Annotated in this window: 19 protein-coding genes and 1 tRNA gene; 9 read left to right on the top strand and 11 right to left on the bottom strand. The window is 62.1% G+C overall.

Annotated elements, in window-relative coordinates; genetic code table 11:
• Positions 1–178: 178 nt before the first annotated feature.
• Positions 179–1,816 carry a malate dehydrogenase (quinone) gene (gene mqo, locus AC5PZ0_RS23260; RefSeq protein ID WP_027594638.1) on the bottom strand — a complete coding sequence of 546 codons (1,638 nt, stop codon included), beginning with the start codon at positions 1,814–1,816 and terminating at the stop codon, positions 179–181.
• A 334-nt stretch (positions 1,817–2,150) separates the two neighbouring features.
• On the opposite strand from mqo, the gene AC5PZ0_RS23265 reads away from it, so the two are divergent.
• From AC5PZ0_RS23265 to AC5PZ0_RS23275, 3 genes are all read left to right on the top strand, one after another.
• The gene (locus AC5PZ0_RS23265; RefSeq protein WP_099430197.1) at positions 2,151–2,681 is read left to right on the top strand and encodes a sigma-70 family RNA polymerase sigma factor; all 531 of its coding nucleotides are present in this window, start codon (positions 2,151–2,153) and stop codon (positions 2,679–2,681) included.
• 4 nt (positions 2,682–2,685) lie between these two features.
• Entirely contained in the window at positions 2,686–3,651 is a 966-nt protein-coding gene (locus AC5PZ0_RS23270) for a FecR domain-containing protein (protein WP_493855831.1), read from the top strand.
• A 155-nt stretch (positions 3,652–3,806) separates the two neighbouring features.
• Positions 3,807–6,242 (top strand): TonB-dependent siderophore receptor, encoded by a 2,436-nt coding sequence (locus AC5PZ0_RS23275; protein ID WP_493855832.1) that lies wholly within the window; start codon positions 3,807–3,809, stop codon positions 6,240–6,242.
• 84 nt (positions 6,243–6,326) lie between these two features.
• On the opposite strand, the gene AC5PZ0_RS23280 is transcribed toward AC5PZ0_RS23275, so the two are convergent.
• A complete protein-coding gene (locus AC5PZ0_RS23280) occupies positions 6,327–6,518 on the bottom strand; it encodes a DUF4223 family protein (protein ID WP_027594641.1) in 192 nt (63 codons plus the stop codon).
• Between the two features lie 205 nt (positions 6,519–6,723).
• Between AC5PZ0_RS23280 and AC5PZ0_RS23285 the strand changes: the two genes are divergently transcribed.
• The 3 genes from AC5PZ0_RS23285 (at position 6,724) to AC5PZ0_RS23295 (ending at position 8,525) form a co-directional block, all read left to right on the top strand.
• Entirely contained in the window at positions 6,724–7,341 is a 618-nt protein-coding gene (locus AC5PZ0_RS23285) for a LysE family transporter (protein WP_027594642.1), read from the top strand.
• A 510-nt stretch (positions 7,342–7,851) separates the two neighbouring features.
• A complete protein-coding gene (locus tag AC5PZ0_RS23290) occupies positions 7,852–8,115 on the top strand; it encodes a hypothetical protein (protein WP_274885136.1) in 264 nt (87 codons plus the stop codon).
• Positions 8,116–8,249: 134 nt separating this feature from the next.
• Positions 8,250–8,525 carry a DUF3077 domain-containing protein gene (locus tag AC5PZ0_RS23295; RefSeq protein ID WP_099430202.1) on the top strand — a complete coding sequence of 92 codons (276 nt, stop codon included), beginning with the start codon at positions 8,250–8,252 and terminating at the stop codon, positions 8,523–8,525.
• Positions 8,526–8,588: 63 nt separating this feature from the next.
• Here the strand turns inward: AC5PZ0_RS23295 and AC5PZ0_RS23300 are convergent.
• The 5 genes from AC5PZ0_RS23300 to dapA all read right to left on the bottom strand — a co-directional run bounded on the left by AC5PZ0_RS23300 (position 8,589) and on the right by dapA (position 12,284).
• A tRNA-Ser gene (locus AC5PZ0_RS23300) sits at positions 8,589–8,678 on the bottom strand.
• A 92-nt stretch (positions 8,679–8,770) separates the two neighbouring features.
• Entirely contained in the window at positions 8,771–9,481 is a 711-nt protein-coding gene (purC, locus tag AC5PZ0_RS23305) for a phosphoribosylaminoimidazolesuccinocarboxamide synthase (protein ID WP_008097517.1), read from the bottom strand.
• A gap of 29 nt (positions 9,482–9,510) precedes the next feature.
• Positions 9,511–10,269: an MBL fold metallo-hydrolase gene (locus tag AC5PZ0_RS23310; protein WP_027594646.1), complete on the bottom strand. Its 759-nt coding sequence runs from the start codon at positions 10,267–10,269 to the stop codon at positions 9,511–9,513.
• Entirely contained in the window at positions 10,270–11,388 is a 1,119-nt protein-coding gene (gene bamC / locus AC5PZ0_RS23315) for an NlpB/DapX family lipoprotein (RefSeq protein WP_027594647.1), read from the bottom strand. It abuts the gene before it with no gap.
• Positions 11,389–11,405: 17 nt separating this feature from the next.
• Complete coding sequence (gene dapA, locus AC5PZ0_RS23320; RefSeq protein WP_099430204.1) at positions 11,406–12,284, bottom strand: 4-hydroxy-tetrahydrodipicolinate synthase; 879 nt, start codon at positions 12,282–12,284, stop codon at positions 11,406–11,408.
• A gap of 259 nt (positions 12,285–12,543) precedes the next feature.
• On the opposite strand from dapA, the gene AC5PZ0_RS23325 reads away from it, so the two are divergent.
• Both AC5PZ0_RS23325 and AC5PZ0_RS23330 read left to right on the top strand, forming a co-directional pair.
• Positions 12,544–13,104, top strand: coding sequence for a glycine cleavage system transcriptional repressor (locus tag AC5PZ0_RS23325; protein ID WP_027594649.1), 561 nt, complete (start codon positions 12,544–12,546; stop codon positions 13,102–13,104).
• Between the two features lie 10 nt (positions 13,105–13,114).
• The gene (locus AC5PZ0_RS23330; protein ID WP_493855833.1) at positions 13,115–13,588 is read left to right on the top strand and encodes a peroxiredoxin; all 474 of its coding nucleotides are present in this window, start codon (positions 13,115–13,117) and stop codon (positions 13,586–13,588) included.
• 121 nt (positions 13,589–13,709) lie between these two features.
• Here the strand turns inward: AC5PZ0_RS23330 and AC5PZ0_RS23335 are convergent, their stop codons facing one another.
• Entirely contained in the window at positions 13,710–14,780 is a 1,071-nt protein-coding gene (locus AC5PZ0_RS23335; RefSeq protein WP_027594651.1) for an AI-2E family transporter, read from the bottom strand.
• Positions 14,781–14,800: 20 nt separating this feature from the next.
• Complete coding sequence (locus AC5PZ0_RS23340) at positions 14,801–15,040, bottom strand: sulfurtransferase TusA family protein (RefSeq protein ID WP_027594652.1); 240 nt, start codon at positions 15,038–15,040, stop codon at positions 14,801–14,803.
• Positions 15,041–15,160: 120 nt separating this feature from the next.
• On the opposite strand from AC5PZ0_RS23340, the gene AC5PZ0_RS23345 reads away from it, so the two are divergent.
• A complete protein-coding gene (locus tag AC5PZ0_RS23345; protein WP_027594653.1) occupies positions 15,161–16,597 on the top strand; it encodes a M48 family metalloprotease in 1,437 nt (478 codons plus the stop codon).
• A 118-nt stretch (positions 16,598–16,715) separates the two neighbouring features.
• Here the strand turns inward: AC5PZ0_RS23345 and nadA are convergent, their stop codons facing one another.
• Positions 16,716–17,774 (bottom strand): quinolinate synthase NadA, encoded by a 1,059-nt coding sequence (gene nadA / locus AC5PZ0_RS23350; RefSeq protein WP_085272423.1) that lies wholly within the window; start codon positions 17,772–17,774, stop codon positions 16,716–16,718.
• A 215-nt stretch (positions 17,775–17,989) separates the two neighbouring features.
• Positions 17,990–19,498, bottom strand: a complete 1,509-nt coding sequence (locus tag AC5PZ0_RS23355) for a YdgA family protein (protein ID WP_493855834.1) — start codon at positions 19,496–19,498, stop codon at positions 17,990–17,992.
• Positions 19,499–19,797 lie beyond the last annotated feature (299 nt).

Raw genomic sequence — 19,797 nt, forward strand, 5'->3', positions numbered from 1 at the left:
TTGGCTCCCGCCAGGGTTTCCGATCAGCGGTTTTCGGTGCCGGCCCTTTCGCGGGTGAACCCGCCCCCACAGGTATTGTGCTCAACCTGTGGGAGCGGGTTCACCCGCGAAGAGGCCGGTACAGGCAATAAAAAAGCCACGAGGTCATCCCCGTGGCTTTCGTTCACAACAGTGTCGCTTACAGCGCCATGTCGTTCTCTGGCTTGCTTTCAACCGCTTTGCCTGGCGCAGCACCGAAATCGACGCTGGCGTCGATCACGGGCGGCTTCTCCAACTGCAGCACTTCAGCGGTGTAGTTCCACTCTTTCTGCGTGGCGGCTGCCGAATCATTCAACTTGGTACCGTAGCTCGGCACGATCTCTTTGATCTTGGCTTGCCACTCAGGCGTCGCCACCTTCTCTTTGAACACGGTTTCGAGCACGTTCAGCATGATCGGCGCAGCAGTCGAAGCACCTGGCGAGGCACCCAGCAGGCCAGCAATGGTGCGGTCCTCGGAGGCCACGACTTCGGTGCCCAGCTTCAGCACGCCGCCTTTCTCGGCATCACGCTTGATGATCTGCACGCGCTGGCCCGCCTGCCACAGGCGCCAGTCTTCTTTCTTGGCGTTCGGGAAGTAGGTGCGCAGGGCTTCGAAACGGTCGTCGTCAGACAGCATCAGCTGGCCCGCGAGGTACTCCACCAGCGGGTACTGTTCGATACCGACCTTGGTCATCGGCCACACGTTGTGCAGCGTGGTGCTGCCCAGCAGGTCGAGGTACGAGCCGTTCTTCAGGAACTTGGTCGAGAAGGTCGCGAATGGCCCGAACAGGATCACGCGTTTGCCGTCCAGCACGCGGGTGTCCAGGTGCGGTACCGACATGGGTGGCGCGCCGGTCGAGGCGATGCCGTAGGCCTTGGCCATGTGCTGCATGGCAACGGTTGGGTTCTCGGTCACCAGGAACGAGCCGCCCACCGGGAAGCCGGCGTATTCCTTGGCCTCAGGGATGCCCGACTTCTGCAGCAGCTTCAGCGCGCCGCCGCCGGCACCGATGAACAGGAACTTGGCGTCGGTGGCCGATTCGGTACCGTCCTTCAGGTTCTTGTACTCGACGTGCCAGGAGCCGTCCTTGTTGCGGGTGATGTCCTGCACTTCGCTGGACAGCTTCAGGTCGAACTTGTCCTGGGTCTTCAGGTGGCCAACGAACTGGCGGGTGATCTCGCCGAAGTTGACGTCGGTACCGATCGGCGTCCAGGTCACGGCCAGCTTCTGGTTAGGGTCGCGGCCTTCCATCATCAGCGGGACCCACTTGGCGATCTGCGCGTGGTCTTCGGAATATTGCATCGGGCGGAACAGCGGGCTGGCCTGCAGCGCGTCATAACGCTTCTTGAGGAACTTGATGTTGTCATCGCCCCAGACGAAGCTCATGTGCGGGGTGCTGTTGATGAACGAATGCGGGTTCTTCAGCACGCCCTGACGCACCTGCCACGACCAGAACTGGCGGGAGATCTGGAAGGCTTCGTTGATTTCGATGGCCTTGGTGATGTTGACGTTGCCGTCTTTGTCTTCCGGGGTGTAGTTCAGCTCGGCCAGCGCGGAGTGGCCGGTACCGGCGTTGTTCCAGCCGTTGGAGCTTTCTTCGGCGACACCGTCCAGGCGTTCGACCATTTCCATCGACCAGCTCGGCTCCAGCTCGTGCAGCCAGACCGCCAGGGTGGAACTCATGATGCCGCCGCCGACCAGCAGCACGTCGACTTTCTTGGTTTCTACCGCGTGCGCTTGCATGACGCTCGCCGCGACAGCCAGACCCAGCAAGGTCTTGCCAGCTTTCTTGAACATTGATCAATCCCAATGGTTAGCACGTAAGGGAGGCCTAGGCGGGGCCTCGTGTCGTTCTGTCCTTCAGCGCGCGCTTGTTATTGATCATTGGAGTCAGCAGCCAAGAGAAACAGTGAACGCCCAGCCGATGGTCGAATTGACCCGCCATCGCTGAAACGTTTTTCCGATTGTATCTGAATTGCCAGCACAAACAAATTGAGGGGCTGCGCGTCAAGGCGACAGGTTGTCCCAGCCACGCGGGAATATTCGACAGCGATTGCAGTATTCTTCCGCCACCCCTACTATTGCGATCATTTCTCATTCGCACCAGTACGCGCTCGCGCCGGATGCCGCCGTGGTTTCGATACCTGAGTTGAACACCTCGATCCATACCCTGTACCACAGCCATTCGCGCTGGTTGCTTGGCTTTTTGTACCGGCGCCTGGGCAGCCGTTGCGATGCTGCCGACCTGGTTCAGGATACGTTCCTGCGCATCCTCAACCGCCCGCGCCAGTTCGACGGGGAGCGCGCTGAACGCTCCTACCTGGCCACCATCGCCCGTGGCCTGTGCGTGGACCACTGGCGGCGCCAGCGGCTGGAGCATGCCTGGCTGCAACAGCTGGCGTTGCAGCCCGAAGCCGTGCAGCCCTCCCCCGAGCAGCGAGCGATCATCGTCGAAACCCTGCACGAGGTGGACGCGATGCTGTTGCGCTTGCCCGGCAAGGTGCGCCAGGCGTTTCTGCTGGCACAACTCGATGGCCTGGCCTACCGCGATATCGCCGCGCACATTGGCGTCAGCGAACGCATGATCAAGAAGTACCTGGCGCAGGCCTTTTTGCACTGCGCCATCCTTGAAGCCGAACTCGACGGCGTGCTGGTGGAATGACGCCATGAGCACACCCACACAGAAACTCAGCCACGCCAGTTTGCAAGAAGCCGCGCATTGGTATGTGCAACTGCAGGACGAGGACGCCGGCCCGCAGGTCCACCACCAGTGGCAACATTGGCTCGACCAGCACGGCGACCACCGCGCAGCCTGGCACTACGTGCAACGTGTCGGCCAGCGCTTCGCGCCTTTGCAGGCCGAAGGCACTGCCGCGGGCCGGGCCCTGCGCGAGCACGACCCGCGCCGCTTCAGCCGGCGCACCGGGCTCAAGACGTTGCTGGTGCTCGGCGCCAGCTCGCTGCTCGGCTGGCAGGCCTGGCGGGGTGCGCCACTGCCGGGCTGGGGTGCCGACCTTGCCACCGGCATTGGTGAAACCCGGCAAACCCGCTTGGCCGACGGCAGCCAGCTGTGGCTGGGCGCCCAGAGTGCAGTGGACCTGGAGTTCTCTGCGCTGAGCCGCGTGCTCACGTTGCGTTTTGGCGAAATCCTGGTGGAAACCGCCGCCGACTCGCGCCGGCCATTTTTTGTCGACACCGCGCAAGGTCGCATGCAAGCCCTCGGTACCCGTTTTGCGGTGTGCCAGCAGGGCGAGACCACGCGGCTGGACGTGTACGCCGGTGCGGTCGAAGTGTGCACTGCGCAGCGGGCCGAGCGCCTTATCGTCCAGGCCGGGCAGCAGGTGGTCTTCACCGCCCAGGGCATCAGCGCGCCGCGCCCGGCGCAGAGCGCGGGCGAGTCGTGGATTCATCAGCGCCTGAATGCCGAGGACATGCCCCTGGCGCAGCTGTTGCAGACGCTGGGCCGCTATCGCCATGGCCACCTGGGCTGGCACCCGTCGGTGGCACAGCTGTCAGTGATGGGGGCTTTTCCGCTCAACGATACCGACCGCGCACTCGACCTGCTGCAGGCGGCGCTGCCGGTTCGTGTGCAAAGGCTGACGCCCTGGTGGGTGAGCGTCGAGCCGGCGTGACGAGTGGGGCTGGTGGTTGCCGATAGGTTTGTAGCGCCATACACCCCACAATCCTCATGCAAAAAAACCGCACCAACCGGTTCCCTTTTCCCAATCTCGTTCGGTTAACCCCTCACAACCGCCCTCAACTGACCGTATCGACCTCAGGGACCAGCATGCCGACGCCCCTCCACCCCGCCTTTCGCCTGGCGCTTGCCGCCCCGCTTTCCCTTTGTGCCGCTGCACCGCTGATGCTGCCGGCGACCTTGGCGCACGCCGAACAAGCGATCAATGCCGAGACTGCCTTCAACATCGCCCCGGGCTCACTGACCAGCGCCCTCAACCAGTTCAGCAGCCAGGCCGGCATCTACCTGGCCGGCAGCAACGCATTGGCCGCCGGTAAAACCAGCCAGGGCCTGCAAGGCCGCTACAGCGTCACCCAAGGGCTGGCCCGACTGCTACAAGGCAGCGGTCTGCAGGCTGTACCGCAAGGCAGCAGCGGCTATGTGCTGCAACCGGTCGAAGACGGCAACGCCTTGCAACTGGATGCCACCGCCATCAACGCCGCCACCCTGGCTGCCAGCAATGGCCAGGGCGACACGGGCTACCGTGCCGTCTCCAGCGCCACGGCCAGCAAGACCAGCAGCGCCCTCGCCGACACTCCGCGCTCGGTCTCGGTGGTGACGCGCCAGCGCATGGACGACCAGCAATCGCAAACCCTCACCGAAGTGCTCGGCTATGTACCGGGCATCTTCTCCCCACCCTTTGCCGGCGGTGACGGCCAGGCGGGCGACCTGTTCTTCATCCGTGGTTTCAACGCCACCGACTATGGCTACGGCCTGCTGCGCGATGGCCTGCGAGTGCAAGGCAACCGTTACGACACCAGCAGCGAACCCTATGGCCTCGAGCGCGTGGAAGTGTTCCGCGGCCCGACCTCGATCCTGTACGGCGAGAACGCCCCAGGTGGCGTGGTCAACCTGGTCAGCAAACGGCCGACCGCCGAGGCCCGCGGCGAAGTGCAACTGAGCTATGGCTCGCACAACCGCCGCCAACTGGGTGTCGACGTCTCCGGCCCGTTGAACGATGAAGGCAATGTGCTTGGCCGCCTGGTAATGATGGGCCGCAACGCCGATACCCAGGTCGATCACCAGCCTGATGACCGCCTCTACATCGCCCCATCGCTGACCCTGAACTTCGACGAGTTCAACAGCCTGACCGTGCTGGCCACCTACCAGCGCGACCGCACCTTGATGGAGTTGGGCTACCCCGCGGCCGGCACCTTGCTGCACAACCCCAACGGCAAGATCGACAAGGACCAGCTGTCCGGCAACCCGGACTGGGACAACTTCGAACGCGAAACCTGGAGCCTGGGCTATGAGTTCAGCCACCGCTTCAACGACACCTGGCAGTTCCGCCAGAACTCGCGCTATATGCAGTCGCGCATCGACCGCCAGGAGATGTGGCCAGGCAGCCTGAACAACGGCGGCTTCGGCACCACCTTAGGCAACACTGCCTACGACCGATACAACAAGTCCATCGCCTACTCGCTGGACAACCAATTCGAAGGCCACTTCGACAGCGGTGCGTTCGAACACACCCTGCTGCTGGGGGCGAGCCTTGACCGCACCTCGTTCAACCAGGATTGGGACGCCGGCAACGGCGGCACCATCAACGTGTTCAACCCGGTCTGGACCGGCAAACCAAGCACGCCCCTGCATGTGCAGAACGCCTTGCTCGATCAAACCATGTACGGCCTCTACAGCCAGCTGCAAACCAAGGTCGACAACTGGGTTTTGCTGCTCGGCGGGCGCCTGGACCGGGTCAACAGCCAGTTCCGCAACAAGGTCGGCAACCCGCCAGTCGACATGGACAGCTGGGACAGCAAGTTCACCTGGCAGACCGGGGTGATGTACCAGTTCGAAAACGGCCTGTCGCCGTACTTCAGCTATTCCACCGCCTTTGCCCCCACCCAGCAGACCGAGAGCAGGAGCGGCCCGCTGGACCCGACCACCAGCGAACAGTATGAAGTGGGTATCAAGTACGAGCCCAAGGGCTGGAACACCGCCTTTACCGCGTCGGTGTACGACCTGCGCAAGAAGGACGATGTGCTGTTCGACTCAAGCGTCGGCGACTACCGCCAGATCGGCGCCAGCCGCGCCAAGGGTGTGGAACTGGAGCTCAACAGCGACCTGAGCGAAAACCTCAACCTCACCGCGGCCTACACCTACACCGATTCGCGCATTACCAAGGACGTGGCGGGCTCGCTGTATGAAGACCACCAGATGACCGGCGTGCCGCGCAACCAGGCATCGGTGTGGAGCACCTACCGTTTTCGTGACGGGCTGTTGAAGGGGCTGCAGATTGGCGGTGGCGTGCGTCACTTCGACAGCACCTTCGCTTATACCCCGGCGAGCCTGTACGGCAAGCTCGATACCGGTGATGTCACGCTGGTGGATGCCAAGGTGGGGTACACCCTCGACGAAAATTGGTCGGTCGAGGTCAATGCCCGCAACCTGTTCGACAAAGAGTACGTAGCAGGCTGCAACAACGCCGGGCGTTGCTATTGGGGTGAAGAGCGGACCTTGCTCGGTACCGTTTCGTTGCGCTGGTGACCCTTAAACAAAAGACCCCGGGCATCTGCATGACCGGGGTCCTTGGATCACGCCGCAAGCGTCGCGATCAGGGTATCGCCAAGATTACTGCGGCTGAGGCAGTTTATCGATCGGGCCGCAACCACCGATGACCTTGGAGATGGAAACCGAAGGGTGGAACAGGTAGTCGTACGAGCAGTTCTTCTGCTGGTTGTAGACTTGACCAGTGCAGCCGGACAGCAGGGCAACGCCCGAAACGACAGCAACGGCAACAGTGGCTTTCAACAGCTTTTTCATACTAAGTCCTTTAAATGAATCGTCGGCCATCGTACTGATGGCGCCCGGATCATACAGAACCAAGGCATTGGATCCAAGTCGCACGGGCTGCGATGTAAAAATGCGTCGCATACTTGTAGCATTAATGGACAGTTGAAAAGTAAGCCGCCGGGGAAGATAGTCTGTAGTTCTGCCTTGCACCTGCACTATTACAGGAGTTCCCCCCATGTTGGGTGTTACCGACTACGGCGCCTTCGTCATCGCCTTCATCATCGTCCTGGCCATCCCTGGCCCGGGCAACTTTGCCTTGATCACGGCCACGGGCAAGGGTGGCATCAAGGCCGGTTTGGCGGCGACCTTCGGGGTCATCCTGGGTGACCAGGTGCTGCTGTGGCTGGCCGTGGCCGGCGTTGCCACCTTACTTGCCGCCTACCCTGCCGCCTTCCACGTGGTGCAATGGGCGGGTGCTGCGTACCTGGCCTACCTGGGCCTGCGCATGGTGCTGAGCAAACCCGGCGGCGCCCCGCGTGCAAGCCGCATGGACAACGGCCACTACTTGCGCCAGACGATGATGATCACCTTGCTCAACCCCAAGGCGATCATGTTCTACATGGCGTTTTTCCCGCTGTTCGTCGACCCGGTGAAGCACCAGGGGTTGCTGACCTTTGGCTTTCTGGCGGCGACCGTGGCGGTGGTGACGTTCCTGTATGGGCTGATTGCGGTGGTATTGACCCACAAGCTGGCCGAACGCATGCGCGCGAACCCACGGATTGCCAACCTGTTCGAGCGGTTGGCGGGGGTTTGCCTGGTTGGGTTTGGGATCAAGCTGGCGGCGATGCGCTGATTCGAGATTTCCGGGGCTGCTGCGCAGCCCATCGCAGGCAAGCCAGCTCCTACAGGTACTGCATTGCCTTCAAGGCTTGCGCTTTACCTGTAGGAGCTGCCTGCGATGGGCCGCAAAGCGGCCCCAGGTTTACCCAAAACGCATAAATAACAGAAGAGCGCAGTTGTCATTTCTTGAACTGTAAAGGATGGCGAATCAGCCATCCGCCCTAGAGCTAACCTTCAGTTTTTTCCCCTATCTTGTAGTCCATTTCCCAAACATACTCCCGAGCCGCTCAAACTGTTGCTAGTGCTTGGGTCGCGCTCTAGTCTCGCCGTGTCGTTGCCAAATCAACGACTGGCTTTGACAGGCCGACAACCCAAGTTTCCGTTGCAGCGCTTCATGGCGGCTGTACATAGGGCACATTCGTGTGCGCCGGGTTGCTTGGGTACCGGTCTGTCAACCTGTGTATAGCTGCCTCCATTCGTTTGACAGCGTTGCCAGGCAGCTCCACTTACCCAAGGAGCTTTCATGCGCAAGATAGTCCCCGATCCGCCCTACTCCCTCGATTCCTCGCAGATATTGCAGGACACCCTGATTCAATCCACAGAGTACGTCCTCTGTGCCCTGTCTGTAGCCCGCCAATCAGTGCAACTCAAGCCCACCTCCCCCAACTCGATCGTGATGCAGGCAGTCATCCACGAGATGGAGGCAGTACAAAGCCTGGTTGAGTCCGCATTGATGCAATTGCAGATGCAGCCGCACATCCCCGCAGCGCCGGGCACGGTCCATTGAGCGTTCGAATAGCTGCGTAGCCAGGCCCGGCCCCTTCGCGGGCAAGCCCGCTCCCACAATAGTTGGCCGTGCCCGGTGGGAGCGGGCTTGCCCGCGAAGAGGCCCGACTCGGCACTAAATTCCAGGGAGTTCAAATGACGACTACAGCCACCCCAAAGCCGCCCACCACTGTCGGCCTGACAACGTTCTACCAAGGCGAAAACCAAACCCACCCACTCTTTCGCATCGAGCCAGGCATCTGCTGCCAAAGCGCCCGCGAACAGGCATCCGAGCTGATGGGCTATGTACGCGACATGACCCTGACAGGGTTGATGGAGGGCGATCAGAAGTTGATCTGGGCTTCGCATTACCTGAGCGCGATGGCCAAAGCGCTGCTTGATGATGCGGAACTGGGGATGATGAAGCATTAAGGCCAAACAACGAAAAAGCCCCTGAAAACTCATCGTTTTCAGGGGCTTCATCTACCACATGTATGGCGGAGAGATAGGGATTTGAACCCTAGGTACTGTTGCCAGTACAACGGATTTCGAATCCGTCCCGTTCGACCACTCCGGCATCTCTCCAATGGCGCGCATCATACCAGCGAATTTCTGAAACGCAAACCTTTATTTCAAAAAAATTCGCGTGGTATCAGGCGCTTGCGTGAACGGGCCGCTTACAGCGGCACGCCCAGGCGCTTGGCAACTTCTTCGTAGGCTTCGATGACGTCGCCCAGGCCCTGACGGAAGCGGTCCTTGTCCATCTTCTTGCGGGTTTCTTTGTCCCACAGGCGGCAGCCGTCTGGGCTGAATTCGTCGCCCAGGACGATCTGGCCGTGGAAGACGCCGAACTCCAGCTTGAAGTCGACCAGCAGCAGGCCGGCGTCATCGAACAGCTTGTTCAGCACTTCGTTGACTTTCAGCGACAGCTTTTTCATTTCGACCAGCTGCTCGGCGGTGCCCCAGCCGAACGCGACAACGTGGGATTCGTTGATGAAGGGGTCGCCCTTCTCGTCGTTCTTCAGGAACAGTTCGAAGGTGGACGGCTCCAGCTTGATGCCCTCCTCCACGCCCAGGCGCTTGACCAGGCTGCCCGCGGCGTAGTTACGCACCACGCACTCGACTGGGATCATGTCGAGCTTCTTCACCAGGCACTCGTTGTCGCCCAGCAGCTTGTCGAACTGGGTCGGCACGCCGGCTTCTTCGAGCTTTTGCATGATGAAGGCGTTGAACTTGTTGTTCACCATGCCTTTGCGGTCGAGCTGTTCGATGCGCTTGCCGTCGAACGCCGAGGTGTCGTTGCGGAACAGCAGGATCAAGCGGTCGGCGTCGTCGGTCTTGTAAACCGATTTGGCCTTGCCGCGGTAAAGTTCTTCGCGTTTTTCCATGATGGGCTCCGCTTGCTTGAGTAGTTGGGCTAGGCGATTTCGCGCCAGTCGAGCCCGTGTTCCTGATTCGCCACCTGAAGCCAGTCCGGGTCGCACCCAAGGGTGTCGACGAAGCACTGGCGGGCCAGTTGTGGCAGGTTGTTCTTGCTGCTGAGGTGGGCCAGCACCAGGTGTTGCAGGTTGCTCCAGCCCAACTCGTCCACCAGGCGCGCAGCCTGGTGATTGTTCAAATGCCCTTGCGCGCCACCCACCCGCAGCTTCAAGAAGGCCGGGTAGTGCCCGCGCGCCAGCAGGTCACGGCAGTGGTTAGCCTCGATCAACAAGGCATCCAGGCCTTGGTAGCGCTCCAGCAGCAACGCATCGTACGAGCCCAGGTCGGTGAGCATGCCGAAACGCCGTCGGCCGTCGCTGAACACGTACTGCAACGGCTCGTAGGCGTCATGTTCGACGCGCGCCGCCGTCACCTCCAGGCCACCGATGCGCAGGCTGTCGCCACACGCGAGAAAACCGGCCACCTCCACCGGCTTGCGCAGGCCGCGCAAGGTCCCTTGGCTGAGGTAGACCGGTACATTGTAGCGCCGCGACAGCAACCCCACCCCATGCACGTGGTCGGCATGTTCGTGGGTGACCAGCACGGCGCTAAGCTGTGCTGCGCTGACCCCGAGCAGCGCCAGGCGCCGCTCGGTTTCACGCAGGGAAAACCCGCAATCGACCAGGATGAGCGTGTCACCACTGGCGATCAGCGTGCCGTTTCCCTGGCTGCCGCTTCCGAGTACCGCGAAGCGCACTTAACCCAGGTGGTCCTGAATGGCGCTCAGCACGCGGCGGGCGACATCGGCCGGAGCCACGGTGTTGATGTTTTTCTCGACCGTCACCTGCACGCTTTCACCGACCTTGCTCAGGCGCACCTGGTAGCGTTCGGCACGGGCTTCACGCTCTTCCTTGGACGGCGCACTGCCGAACAGGCGGCTGAAGAAGCCCGGCTCGTTCTGCTTGTCGTCAGGCTTTTCGGACAGGTTGATGTAGTACAGGCCCAGGCTGCGGTTGATGTCTTCGACACGCCATTCGCCACCTTGCTCCAAGGCGCGGCCTACGCTGGACCAGGCACGATCCAGGTCGGCGCCCAGGTACAGCACCGGGTTGCCGCTGCCGTCTTCGCTCAGGCTGACGCGGCTCGGGGCATCGAAATCGCGTGCGGCCAGCAGCGAGACCGACCCGCCCTTCTCGGCGCTGCGGTTCATGCTGGCAAGCATTTCGTCAACCAGCAGGGCATCGGCGCCAGTGTTGCTGGACGAGGACGGGAAACCAGGCTCGGCAGTGCTGCCTGCCGGGCGCTCGACGCTGACGATGTACACCTCGGAGGTGTTGCGTTGCACGCCGGGCTCCATGCGTACACGCACGCGCACTTCGCTGTCTGCGCTGCTGGCGGTGCTCGCCAGGCGCTGACCGAGTGACGCGGAGAGTTCGTCGAAACGCTGCCAGGTGGTGTTGAATTCGCCAGTCTGTGGGCGCTCTTCAGCAATGCGGAAGCCATTGTCTTCAAAGAACTGACGGGCTGCCGGCCAAACTTCGGCGGGCGAGCGCTGGGCCAGGACCCAACGGCTGTTGCCGCTGCGCTGCAGGCTGAAATCGCTGACTTCGGCACCCGCAGTCAGGGGCTGCGGGCGCGGTACTTCGAACTCGCCGGTGGCACGGTCATCAGCAACGTTACGCGGAATAGGCAACAGCGGGTCGAGGCGCTTGACGTTGCTGGCGTCCGGCGGCAGTTGCATCGGCGCAGTCGGGTGCGCCTGCAGGTAATCGCTGCCGCGGTCGCGGAAATAACCCTCGTCGCCCCACAGCCAGCCGCAACCGCTGGTGCTGGAAATGATCAGGGCAAGGGCGGAAAGACCAGCCAGTCGCTTCATGCGGTGTACTTCCTCGATTAAACCAGTACGCCGGACTGGCGCAAGGCAGTACGGACTTTTTCGTGACAGCCTTCGCTCAGCCAGGTCAGCGGCAGGCGAATGCCCTTGTGCATCAGGCCCATTTCAACGAGCGCCCACTTCACCGGAATCGGGTTGGCTTCGCAGAACAGGTCTTTGTGCAGCGGCATGAGTTTTTCGTTGATCGCGCGGGCCTTCTCGGCATTGCCCTCAAGGGCGGCCTCGCACAGATCGGCCATTTCGCGCGGGGCGACGTTGGCGGTCACGGAGATGTTGCCCTTGCCGCCCAGCAGGATCAGCTCGACAGCGGTCGGGTCGTCGCCGGACATGACGATGAAGTCCTTGCTGACGCCATCGAGGATGGCTTTGGCGCGGGCCAGGTCGCCGGTGGCTTCTTTGATGCCGATGATGTTCGGCACGGTCGACAGGCGGATCACGGTCTCGGCCTGCATGTCGCACGAAGTGCGGCCGGGCACGTTGTAGAGGATCTGCGGGATGTCGACGGCTTCAGCGATGTGCTTGAAGTGCTGGTACAAGCCTTCCTGGGTCGGCTTGTTGTAGTACGGCACGACCAGCAGGCAGGCATCGGCGCCAGCGTTCTTGGCGTTCTGGGTCAGGTGCACGGCTTCCGACGTGGAGTTGGCGCCGGTGCCTGCGATGACCGGGATGCGGCCATTGACACGTTTGACAACAAATTCGATGACCTCGATGTGTTCTTCAACAGTCAGGGTGGCCGACTCGCCGGTGGTGCCGACGGCGACGATCGCATGAGTGCCGTTTTCCAGGTGGAAGTCTACAAGTTTGCCGAGGCTGTCCCAGTCAAGACGCCCTTGTGCATCCATGGGAGTGACCAATGCCACCATACTGCCCGCAATCATGTAACTGCTCCTGCCGGAAAAAGAGAGCGGTAATGGTACTGGGGGCATCGGCCTTGCACAAGCGAAGCAGGCGGGCGGAGCATTCCCCTCGGCGGCTTATTTCGCTACCCTTGGCCCTTTGATCGGTGCAGCGCGGCCCGCCGGGCCGTCGACCTTGCTCCCCGCCGGCGTCCACGACCTCGCATGCGAGCCCCGGGCCCTGCCGACTGGAGGCTTTTGCCTGTCCTGCACCGACCGCTCATCGCTTTAGGAATGCTGCATGTCCACCCCCACCGTCCGCGAACAATTCCTTGTCATCAGTGCCCTGGGCCCAAACCCCATGGAACTGGCCAACGTCCTCAGCCGCGCTGCCTTCGAAAACCGCTGCGCGGTCGTCACTTCGCGCCTGAGCCGCCATGGCGAGACCAGCGCCCTGGTGCTGCAGGTCGGTGGCAGCTGGGACGCCCTGGCGCGTCTTGAAGCTTCCCTGCCGGGCCTGGGCAAAAAGCACGGCCTGACCCTCGATGTGGTGCGCAGCGCCGACCAGGAGGTGCGCCCGCAGGCGCTGCCTTACGTGGCCTATGTCAGTGCGGCCTACCGCCCGGACATCATCAATGAGCTGTGCCAGTTCTTCCTCGACCACCGCGTCGAGCTCGAAGCCATGACCTGCGACACCTACCTGGCGCCACAAACCGGCAGCAGCATGCTCAACGCCCAGTTCACCGTGATCCTGCCCGCCGGCACCCAGATCAGCTGGCTGCGTGACCAGTTCCTGGACTTTGCCGATGCCTTGAACCTGGATGCGCTGATCGAGCCTTGGCGCCCACAGAACCCCGTGTAAGGAAGCCCCTATGGCCGTAGCACTCGACCAACCCGTTGCCGATTTCCAGGCCCAGGCCACCAGCGGCCAGACGGTCTGCCTCGCCGAGCTCAAGGGCCGCCAGGTGGTGGTGTACTTCTACCCGAAGGACAGCACCCCGGGCTGCACCACCGAAGGCCAGGGTTTCCGCGACCAGCATGACGCCTTTGCCGCAGCCAACACCGTGGTGTTCGGCGTGTCGCGCGATGGCATCAAGTCGCATGAGAACTTCAAGGCCAAGCAAGGCTTCCCGTTCGAGCTGATCAGCGACAAGGACGAGGCCCTGTGCCAGCTGTTCGACGTGATCAAGCTGAAGAAGCTGTATGGCAAGGAATACATGGGCGTGGACCGCAGCACCTTCCTGATCGACAAGGACGGTGTGCTGCGCCAGGAATGGCGTGGGGTGAAGGTACCAGGGCATGTGGAGGCCGTTTTGGCGGCGGCCCAGGCTTTGAACAAGGCTTGAGATAGGTTGGGGCCGCTTCGCGCCCCATTCGCAGCACAAGGCTGCTCCTACAACGGCAGCATTAACCCTTGTAGGAGCAGCCTTGTGCTGCGAATGGGCCGCAAAGCGGCCCCAATTTCATTCAGAGCAGTGGCGAAACACTCGGCTCCTGCCGCGGCCAGGCATCCAGCACGGCCTTGAACAGCGTCGCCAGCGGGATCGCGAAGAAGATCCCCCAAAAGCCCCAGAGCCCACCAAACAACAACACCGCGCAGATGATCGCCACCGGGTGCAGGCTGACCGCCTCGGAAAACAGCAGCGGCACCAGCACGTTGCCATCCAGTGCCTGAATGATCGCGTACACCGTCATCAGGTAGATGAACTGGTCCCCCCAGCCCCACTGGAACAAGGCAATCAGCGTCACCGGCACCGTCACCACCACCGCGCCCACATAAGGCACCACCACCGACAAGCCCACCAGCAGCGCCAGTAGCGCGGCATAGTTGAGCCCCAGGCTGATGAAGGCGATGTAGGTGGCAATCCCGCAGATCAGGATCTCGATACCCTTGCCACGGATGTAGTTGGCAATCTGCCGATTCATCTCGCTGCCCACCCGGTTCAACAGTGTGCGCTGGCGTGGCAGGTAACCACTGACCCAGCGGGCGATCATTTCCCGGTCCTTAAGGAAGAAGAACACCAGGATCGGCACCAGCACCAGGTAGATCATGGCGTTGACCAGCAGCGGCAGGCTCGACAGCGAGAAGGTCAGCGCCCATTGGCCAAACTTGCCGATTTCACCGCGCACCGACTCGATAGCTCGCAACACCTGCTCATCCGACACCAGGTGTGGGTAGCGCTCAGGCAGCAGCAACAACAGCGACTGCCATTTGCCGAGCATGCCGGGCAACTCGTTGAACAGGGTGATCAGCTGGTGCCAGAGCAACGGCACCAGCACCAGCAGGATGACCGCCAGCGCCCCCATGAACAACGCGAACACCACCGCCACCGCCAGCCGAGTAGGCACGCGCAGGCGCTCCAGGGCATTGACCAGGCCTTGCATCAGGAACGCCAGGACCATCCCCGCCAACACCGGCGCGAGCATGCCGCCCAAGGTCAGTACTGCGGTAAACGCCAGAAACAGCAGGACCGCCAGCACCACCGCTTCTTCATCGGAGAAGTAGCGCTGCATCCAGTCGCGAAGCACTTTGAACATTGACGATCCTTGGTTAAGACTCAGGCCTTGCGCAGCCAGTAGGTGTAGGTACCGGCCTCGGCCGTTTCGTGCAGCAGGGTATGACCGGCCAGCTTGGCAAAAGTGCGGAAGTCACGCTGCGAGCCGGCATCGGTGGCAATCACCTTGAGCACCGCGCCACTGGCCAGGCGGTTGAGTTCCATCTTCGCCTTCAGCAGTGGCAGCGGGCAGTTCAGCCCGCTGGCGTCGAGTTCGGCGTCGCAGGTCAGGGTGTCACTCATCAGGGGTTCTCCACACGCGGGTAGACGTCTTTGGTAACAGGCCCGCTAGGATACCGCCACTGGTCGCCAACGTGTGAGCGGGCTACAGTAGAGGCCTTTGACCCGACGCGAGCTTCGTGCATGAATCTACTGCGCCCTACCCTGTTGACGCTGGCCTGCCTGATGGCCCTTCCCGGCCATGCTGACGACCTGCCATCACTGGGTGATGCCAGCTCTGCGATCGTCTCGCCGCAGCAGGAACACCAGCTCGGCCGCGCCTGGCTCAGCCTGTTGCGTGGCCAGGTCAACCAGCTGAACGACCCGCAGCTCAAGGACTACGTCGAAACCAGCGTGTACCGCCTGGCAGAAACCAGCCAGCTGCAGGACCGACGCCTGGAATTCATCCTGATCGACAGCCGCGAGCTCAACGCATTCGCCGCCCCTGGGGGCATCGTCGGGGTCAACGGCGGCCTGTTCCTCAATGCCCAGACCGAGGGCGAATACGCCTCGGTACTGGCGCACGAACTGGCGCACTTGTCGCAGCGCCACTTTGCCCGTGGCGTCGAAGCCCAGCAACGCATGCAACTGCCCATGATGGCAGCGCTGCTGGCTGGCATCGTGCTGGCGGCCGGGGGCGCTGGCGACGCTGGCATCGGCATGATTGCCGGCACCCAGGCGGCGGCGATCCAAGAGCAGCGGCGCTTTTCGCGGCAAAACGAGCAGGAAGCCGACCGCGTCGGTATCCAGAACCTGGAAAAGGCCGGCTACGACCCGCGCAACATGCCAAGCATGTTCGAGCGCCTGGCGCGCCAGTACCGCTACGATGCCAAGCCGCCAGAATTCCTGCTGACTCACCCGGTCACCGAGTCGCGCGTTGCCGACACGCGCAACCGCGCCGAGCAGGCGCCCAAGGGCGGCATCGAAGACACCCAGCGCTACCAGTTGATCCGCGCCCGCGTGGCCCTCACCTACGAAGGCACCCCAGGCCTTGCCGCCAAGCGCTTCCGTGCCCAACTGGATGAAGACCCCAAACTGGACGCCGCACGCTACGGCCTGGCCCTGGCGCAGATCAAGGGTGGCCAGCTCAACGAAGCCCGCGAACTGCTCAAGCCGTTGCTTGCCAAAGCGCCCAACGACATTACCTATAACCTCGCGCAGATCGACCTGGACATCACCAACAACCGCCTCGCTGACGCCCAGCAGCGTGCCGAGCGCATGCAGGGGCTGTACCCGGGCAACTACCCGCTGAAACAGGTGCGGGCCGACCTGCTGGTGAAGCAGAACAAGCCAGCTGAAGCGGAAAAAGTACTGAACGACCTGCTCAAGAGCCGGCCGGATGATCCGGATGTGTGGTACGACGTTGCCGAAGTGCGGGGGTTGTCGGGTAATACCATCGGCTTGCACCGGGCGCGTGCCGAGTACTTCACCTTGGTCGGTGACTTCGACCAGGCTATCCAGCAGCTGGATTACGCCAAGCGTCGTGCGGGGAGCAATTTCCCGCTGGCGTCACAGATCGATCAGCGCCAGCGCGAGGTCATGGAGCAGCAGCGGATGGTCAGGGAGATGATGGGGCGCTGAGTTTTTCGGGAGCGCTTTGCGCTCCATTCGCAGCACAAGGCTGCTGCTACTGGAGATCGCATTCCCCTGTAGGAGCAGCCTTGTGCTGCGAATGGGCCGCAGAGCGGCCCCAGCATTTTCAGGCGTTACCCGAAAGCTTCAAGCGCGCCGCCTGGGTGAAATCCAGCATGCGGTTAAGCGGTTTGATCGCCTTAGGCACCAACGCCGGGTCAACAAAAATCTCGTTGCTGCCCGTGCGCAAGCATTCCAACACCCGCTCCAGCGTGTTCATCGCCATCCACGGGCAGTGCGCGCAGCTGCGGCACGCAGCACCGTTACCGGCAGTCGGGGCCTCGACGAATTCCTTGTCCGGGCACAGCTGCTGCATCTTGTAGAAGATACCGCGGTCGGTCGCGACGATGAAGGTCTTGTTCGGCAGGGTCTGCGCGGCTTTGATCAACTGGCTGGTGGAGCCAACCGCGTCAGCCAGGTCGATCACCGATTCTGGCGATTCGGGGTGGACCAGAATTGCGGCATCCGGGTAAAGCGCCTTCATGTCGGCCAACTGACGCGACTTGAACTCTTCGTGGACGATGCACGCACCGTCCCACAGCAGCATGTCAGCACCGGTCTGCTTCTGGATGTAACGGCCCAGGTGCTGGTCCGGGCCCCAGATGATGGTCTCGCCGTTATCCATCAGGCTTTCGACGATCTCCAGTGCGCAGCTTGAGGTCACCACCCAATCGGCACGGGCCTTCACGGCCGCCGAGGTATTGGCATACACCACCACGGTGCGTTCCGGGTGCTGGTCGCAGAAGGCCGAAAACGCTTCGACCGGGCAACCCAGGTCGAGGGAGCAGGTGGCTTCCAGGGTGGGCATCAGCACGCGTTTTTCGGGGGTGAGAATTTTTGCCGTCTCACCCATGAAGCGCACGCCGGCGACGATCACGGTTTCGGCGGGGTGGTTCTTGCCGAAGCGGGCCATTTCCAGCGAGTCGGATACGCAGCCGCCGGTTTCTTCGGCCAGCGCCTGGATCACCGGGTCGCAGTAGTAATGGGCGACCAGCACGGCGTTCTGGGCCTTGAGCTCGGCAGCGATGGCCGCACGGTATTCGGCCTCCTGCTCGGCTGTCAGCGGGTTGAGCTGTTTGGCGTCGAGGTGGGCCTGAACCAACAGGCGTTCGGAAATCTGGGTCATGATCGCTGGACCTGCAAGCGCGTGCGCGCATCAAATCGAGTGTATCACCCGGCCCTGGCAGATCGGCTAAGGGCGCCGGACGGCGCGCAGGCCATCACGGCCCTCTGCGGGCGCGGATTATTATCGGACGCCGAAGGCTACAGACAATCGAGGGAATTCAAAAGGGGTTTTTATGCAGCCTGCCCCGGCGAACGGGCCGGGGCAGGCTTAGCGAATCAACCTTGCGGCTGCAAGGCGGCAAGACGCATGGACATCAGCATGGCGAACTCCTCAACGGTCATCTTCTGGCCATTGAAGTCGACCATGCCATCGGCGTAGTGCAGGCGGGTCACCACGTCGTTGCCCTGCACCGTGGCCATGCCGCTCTGCAGCGCCATCATGCCAACCATTTCACCTGCCTGGCTCGACTGCATGGCGATGGCCTGGGCATCGGTCTGCCCTTCCAAAAGAGCCTGCAAAGTTGCCAGGTCACCGATCATCGGCTTGGACAGCGACAGCGACGTCTTGACCTCGGTGATCAGTTGTTTGCTCAGCTGGTCGGGCGGCAGGTCGAAGGAGGCCGGGCTGGCGAAGTCCATTGCCAGGTTGAAGCGGCTCTCGCCGTTGGCGGTCTTGAACGACAGGTTTTCTACCGCGAGCTTGGGCTTGGAGGCCAGCAGCTGCTGCAGGTCAGCCTGGAACTTGGCCTTCTCGGCTTCGCCCATCTGGATCTGTGGCACCGCCTGGCCTGCTGCGGCCGCAGCCTCGAACTCCGGCAAGTGCGCCTGGTACCAGTGCGACAGCGCTTGCAGCGCCGGCGCATTGACCGACTTGATGCTCACGGCCATCTGCGCATTGCCGACGGCGCGGCCGTCCCAGGTGATATCCGCCAGCGTGTAATCCGCGCGCCCACCGACGGTGTCCGGGCCGTCGAGGGCTTGCTGGGCTTTCTGCTCAAAGCCTTTGATCGACAGCACCTGCTGCTTGGGCCCCAAGGTCACCTTGGTTTCCGCCAGCGACAGGTCGACCTTGCCGACATAGATCGCATCGTGCTGGGTGGCGGCCAGGTCGCCGTCGACCTTCAAGCCCTTCAGCTCGAAGGTGGCAGGCGGCTGATCGTCGTGCACCCACTTCATTTCGAAGCGCTCGGCGCTGCCCTGGAATTTCGTCGCCTTGCCTTCGCGGTCGCCGCTGAGCTGCAACTGCATGCCCGAAAACGCGAGGCTGTTGCCGTCGGTTTCGTTGACCTTGAGCGGGGCCAGCAGGACCGTGCTGTCAACGTTGCCGCCGTAGCCCAGGCTGGTCTGCGCGCTGACCGGCGCCTGTTCGCCCGCTGCCGCGAACCAGGGAGCGGTGAAATCGTCCTTCTGCAGCGTGCTGTTGCTGACAGCCAGCACGGGCATCAGCTTGAGTGCCTTGACCCGCGACCACGGGAATGGGCCATGCTCGATCTGGTCGGTCATGCCTACATCGAAACTGACCACTTCGTCGTCGCCGAGGTTGATGTCCTTGGCCTTGAGCCGGTACTGGGCGGTACTGCTGAAGAAGTGCCGATCCAGCGAGACCAGTTCGACGGTCAGGCTGCCACCGACGCCCACCAGGGCTTTTTTCAGTTCGGCGTTGCTGCGGTTGACGGAATAATCCAGCTCCGCAGGCAAGCGCTCGCCGGTGTACCAGGCGCCAGCGGTGGTTGCGACGGCAATGGCGATAGCCAGGCCGGTAAGGATGCCTACTGATTTCTTCATGAATAGAACCGAATGCTGTCCATAAGGGCTTACACGTGGCCAAGGTGCCACGCGAGGCCTGAAGAATATCACCGCAGCCTCGGGCAGGTGGTGGCCGAAGCCGAGAAATCCCGCTTTTAGGACCCGTCTGATAGGCCCATAGGAAACATCCTATTTGTTCAATTTTACGAACATCTAAATCGATCAAAACCGCAAAAAACCGCGCAAAAACTGAACAAAACCCCATTGAAATCGATAAATATTTCAGTTTGGCAACATCTTGTCATGTTTAACTTGACACCAACCTACCCATCGTTTTT

The sequence above is a fragment of the Pseudomonas sp. 5.2 genome (assembly GCF_059025405.1).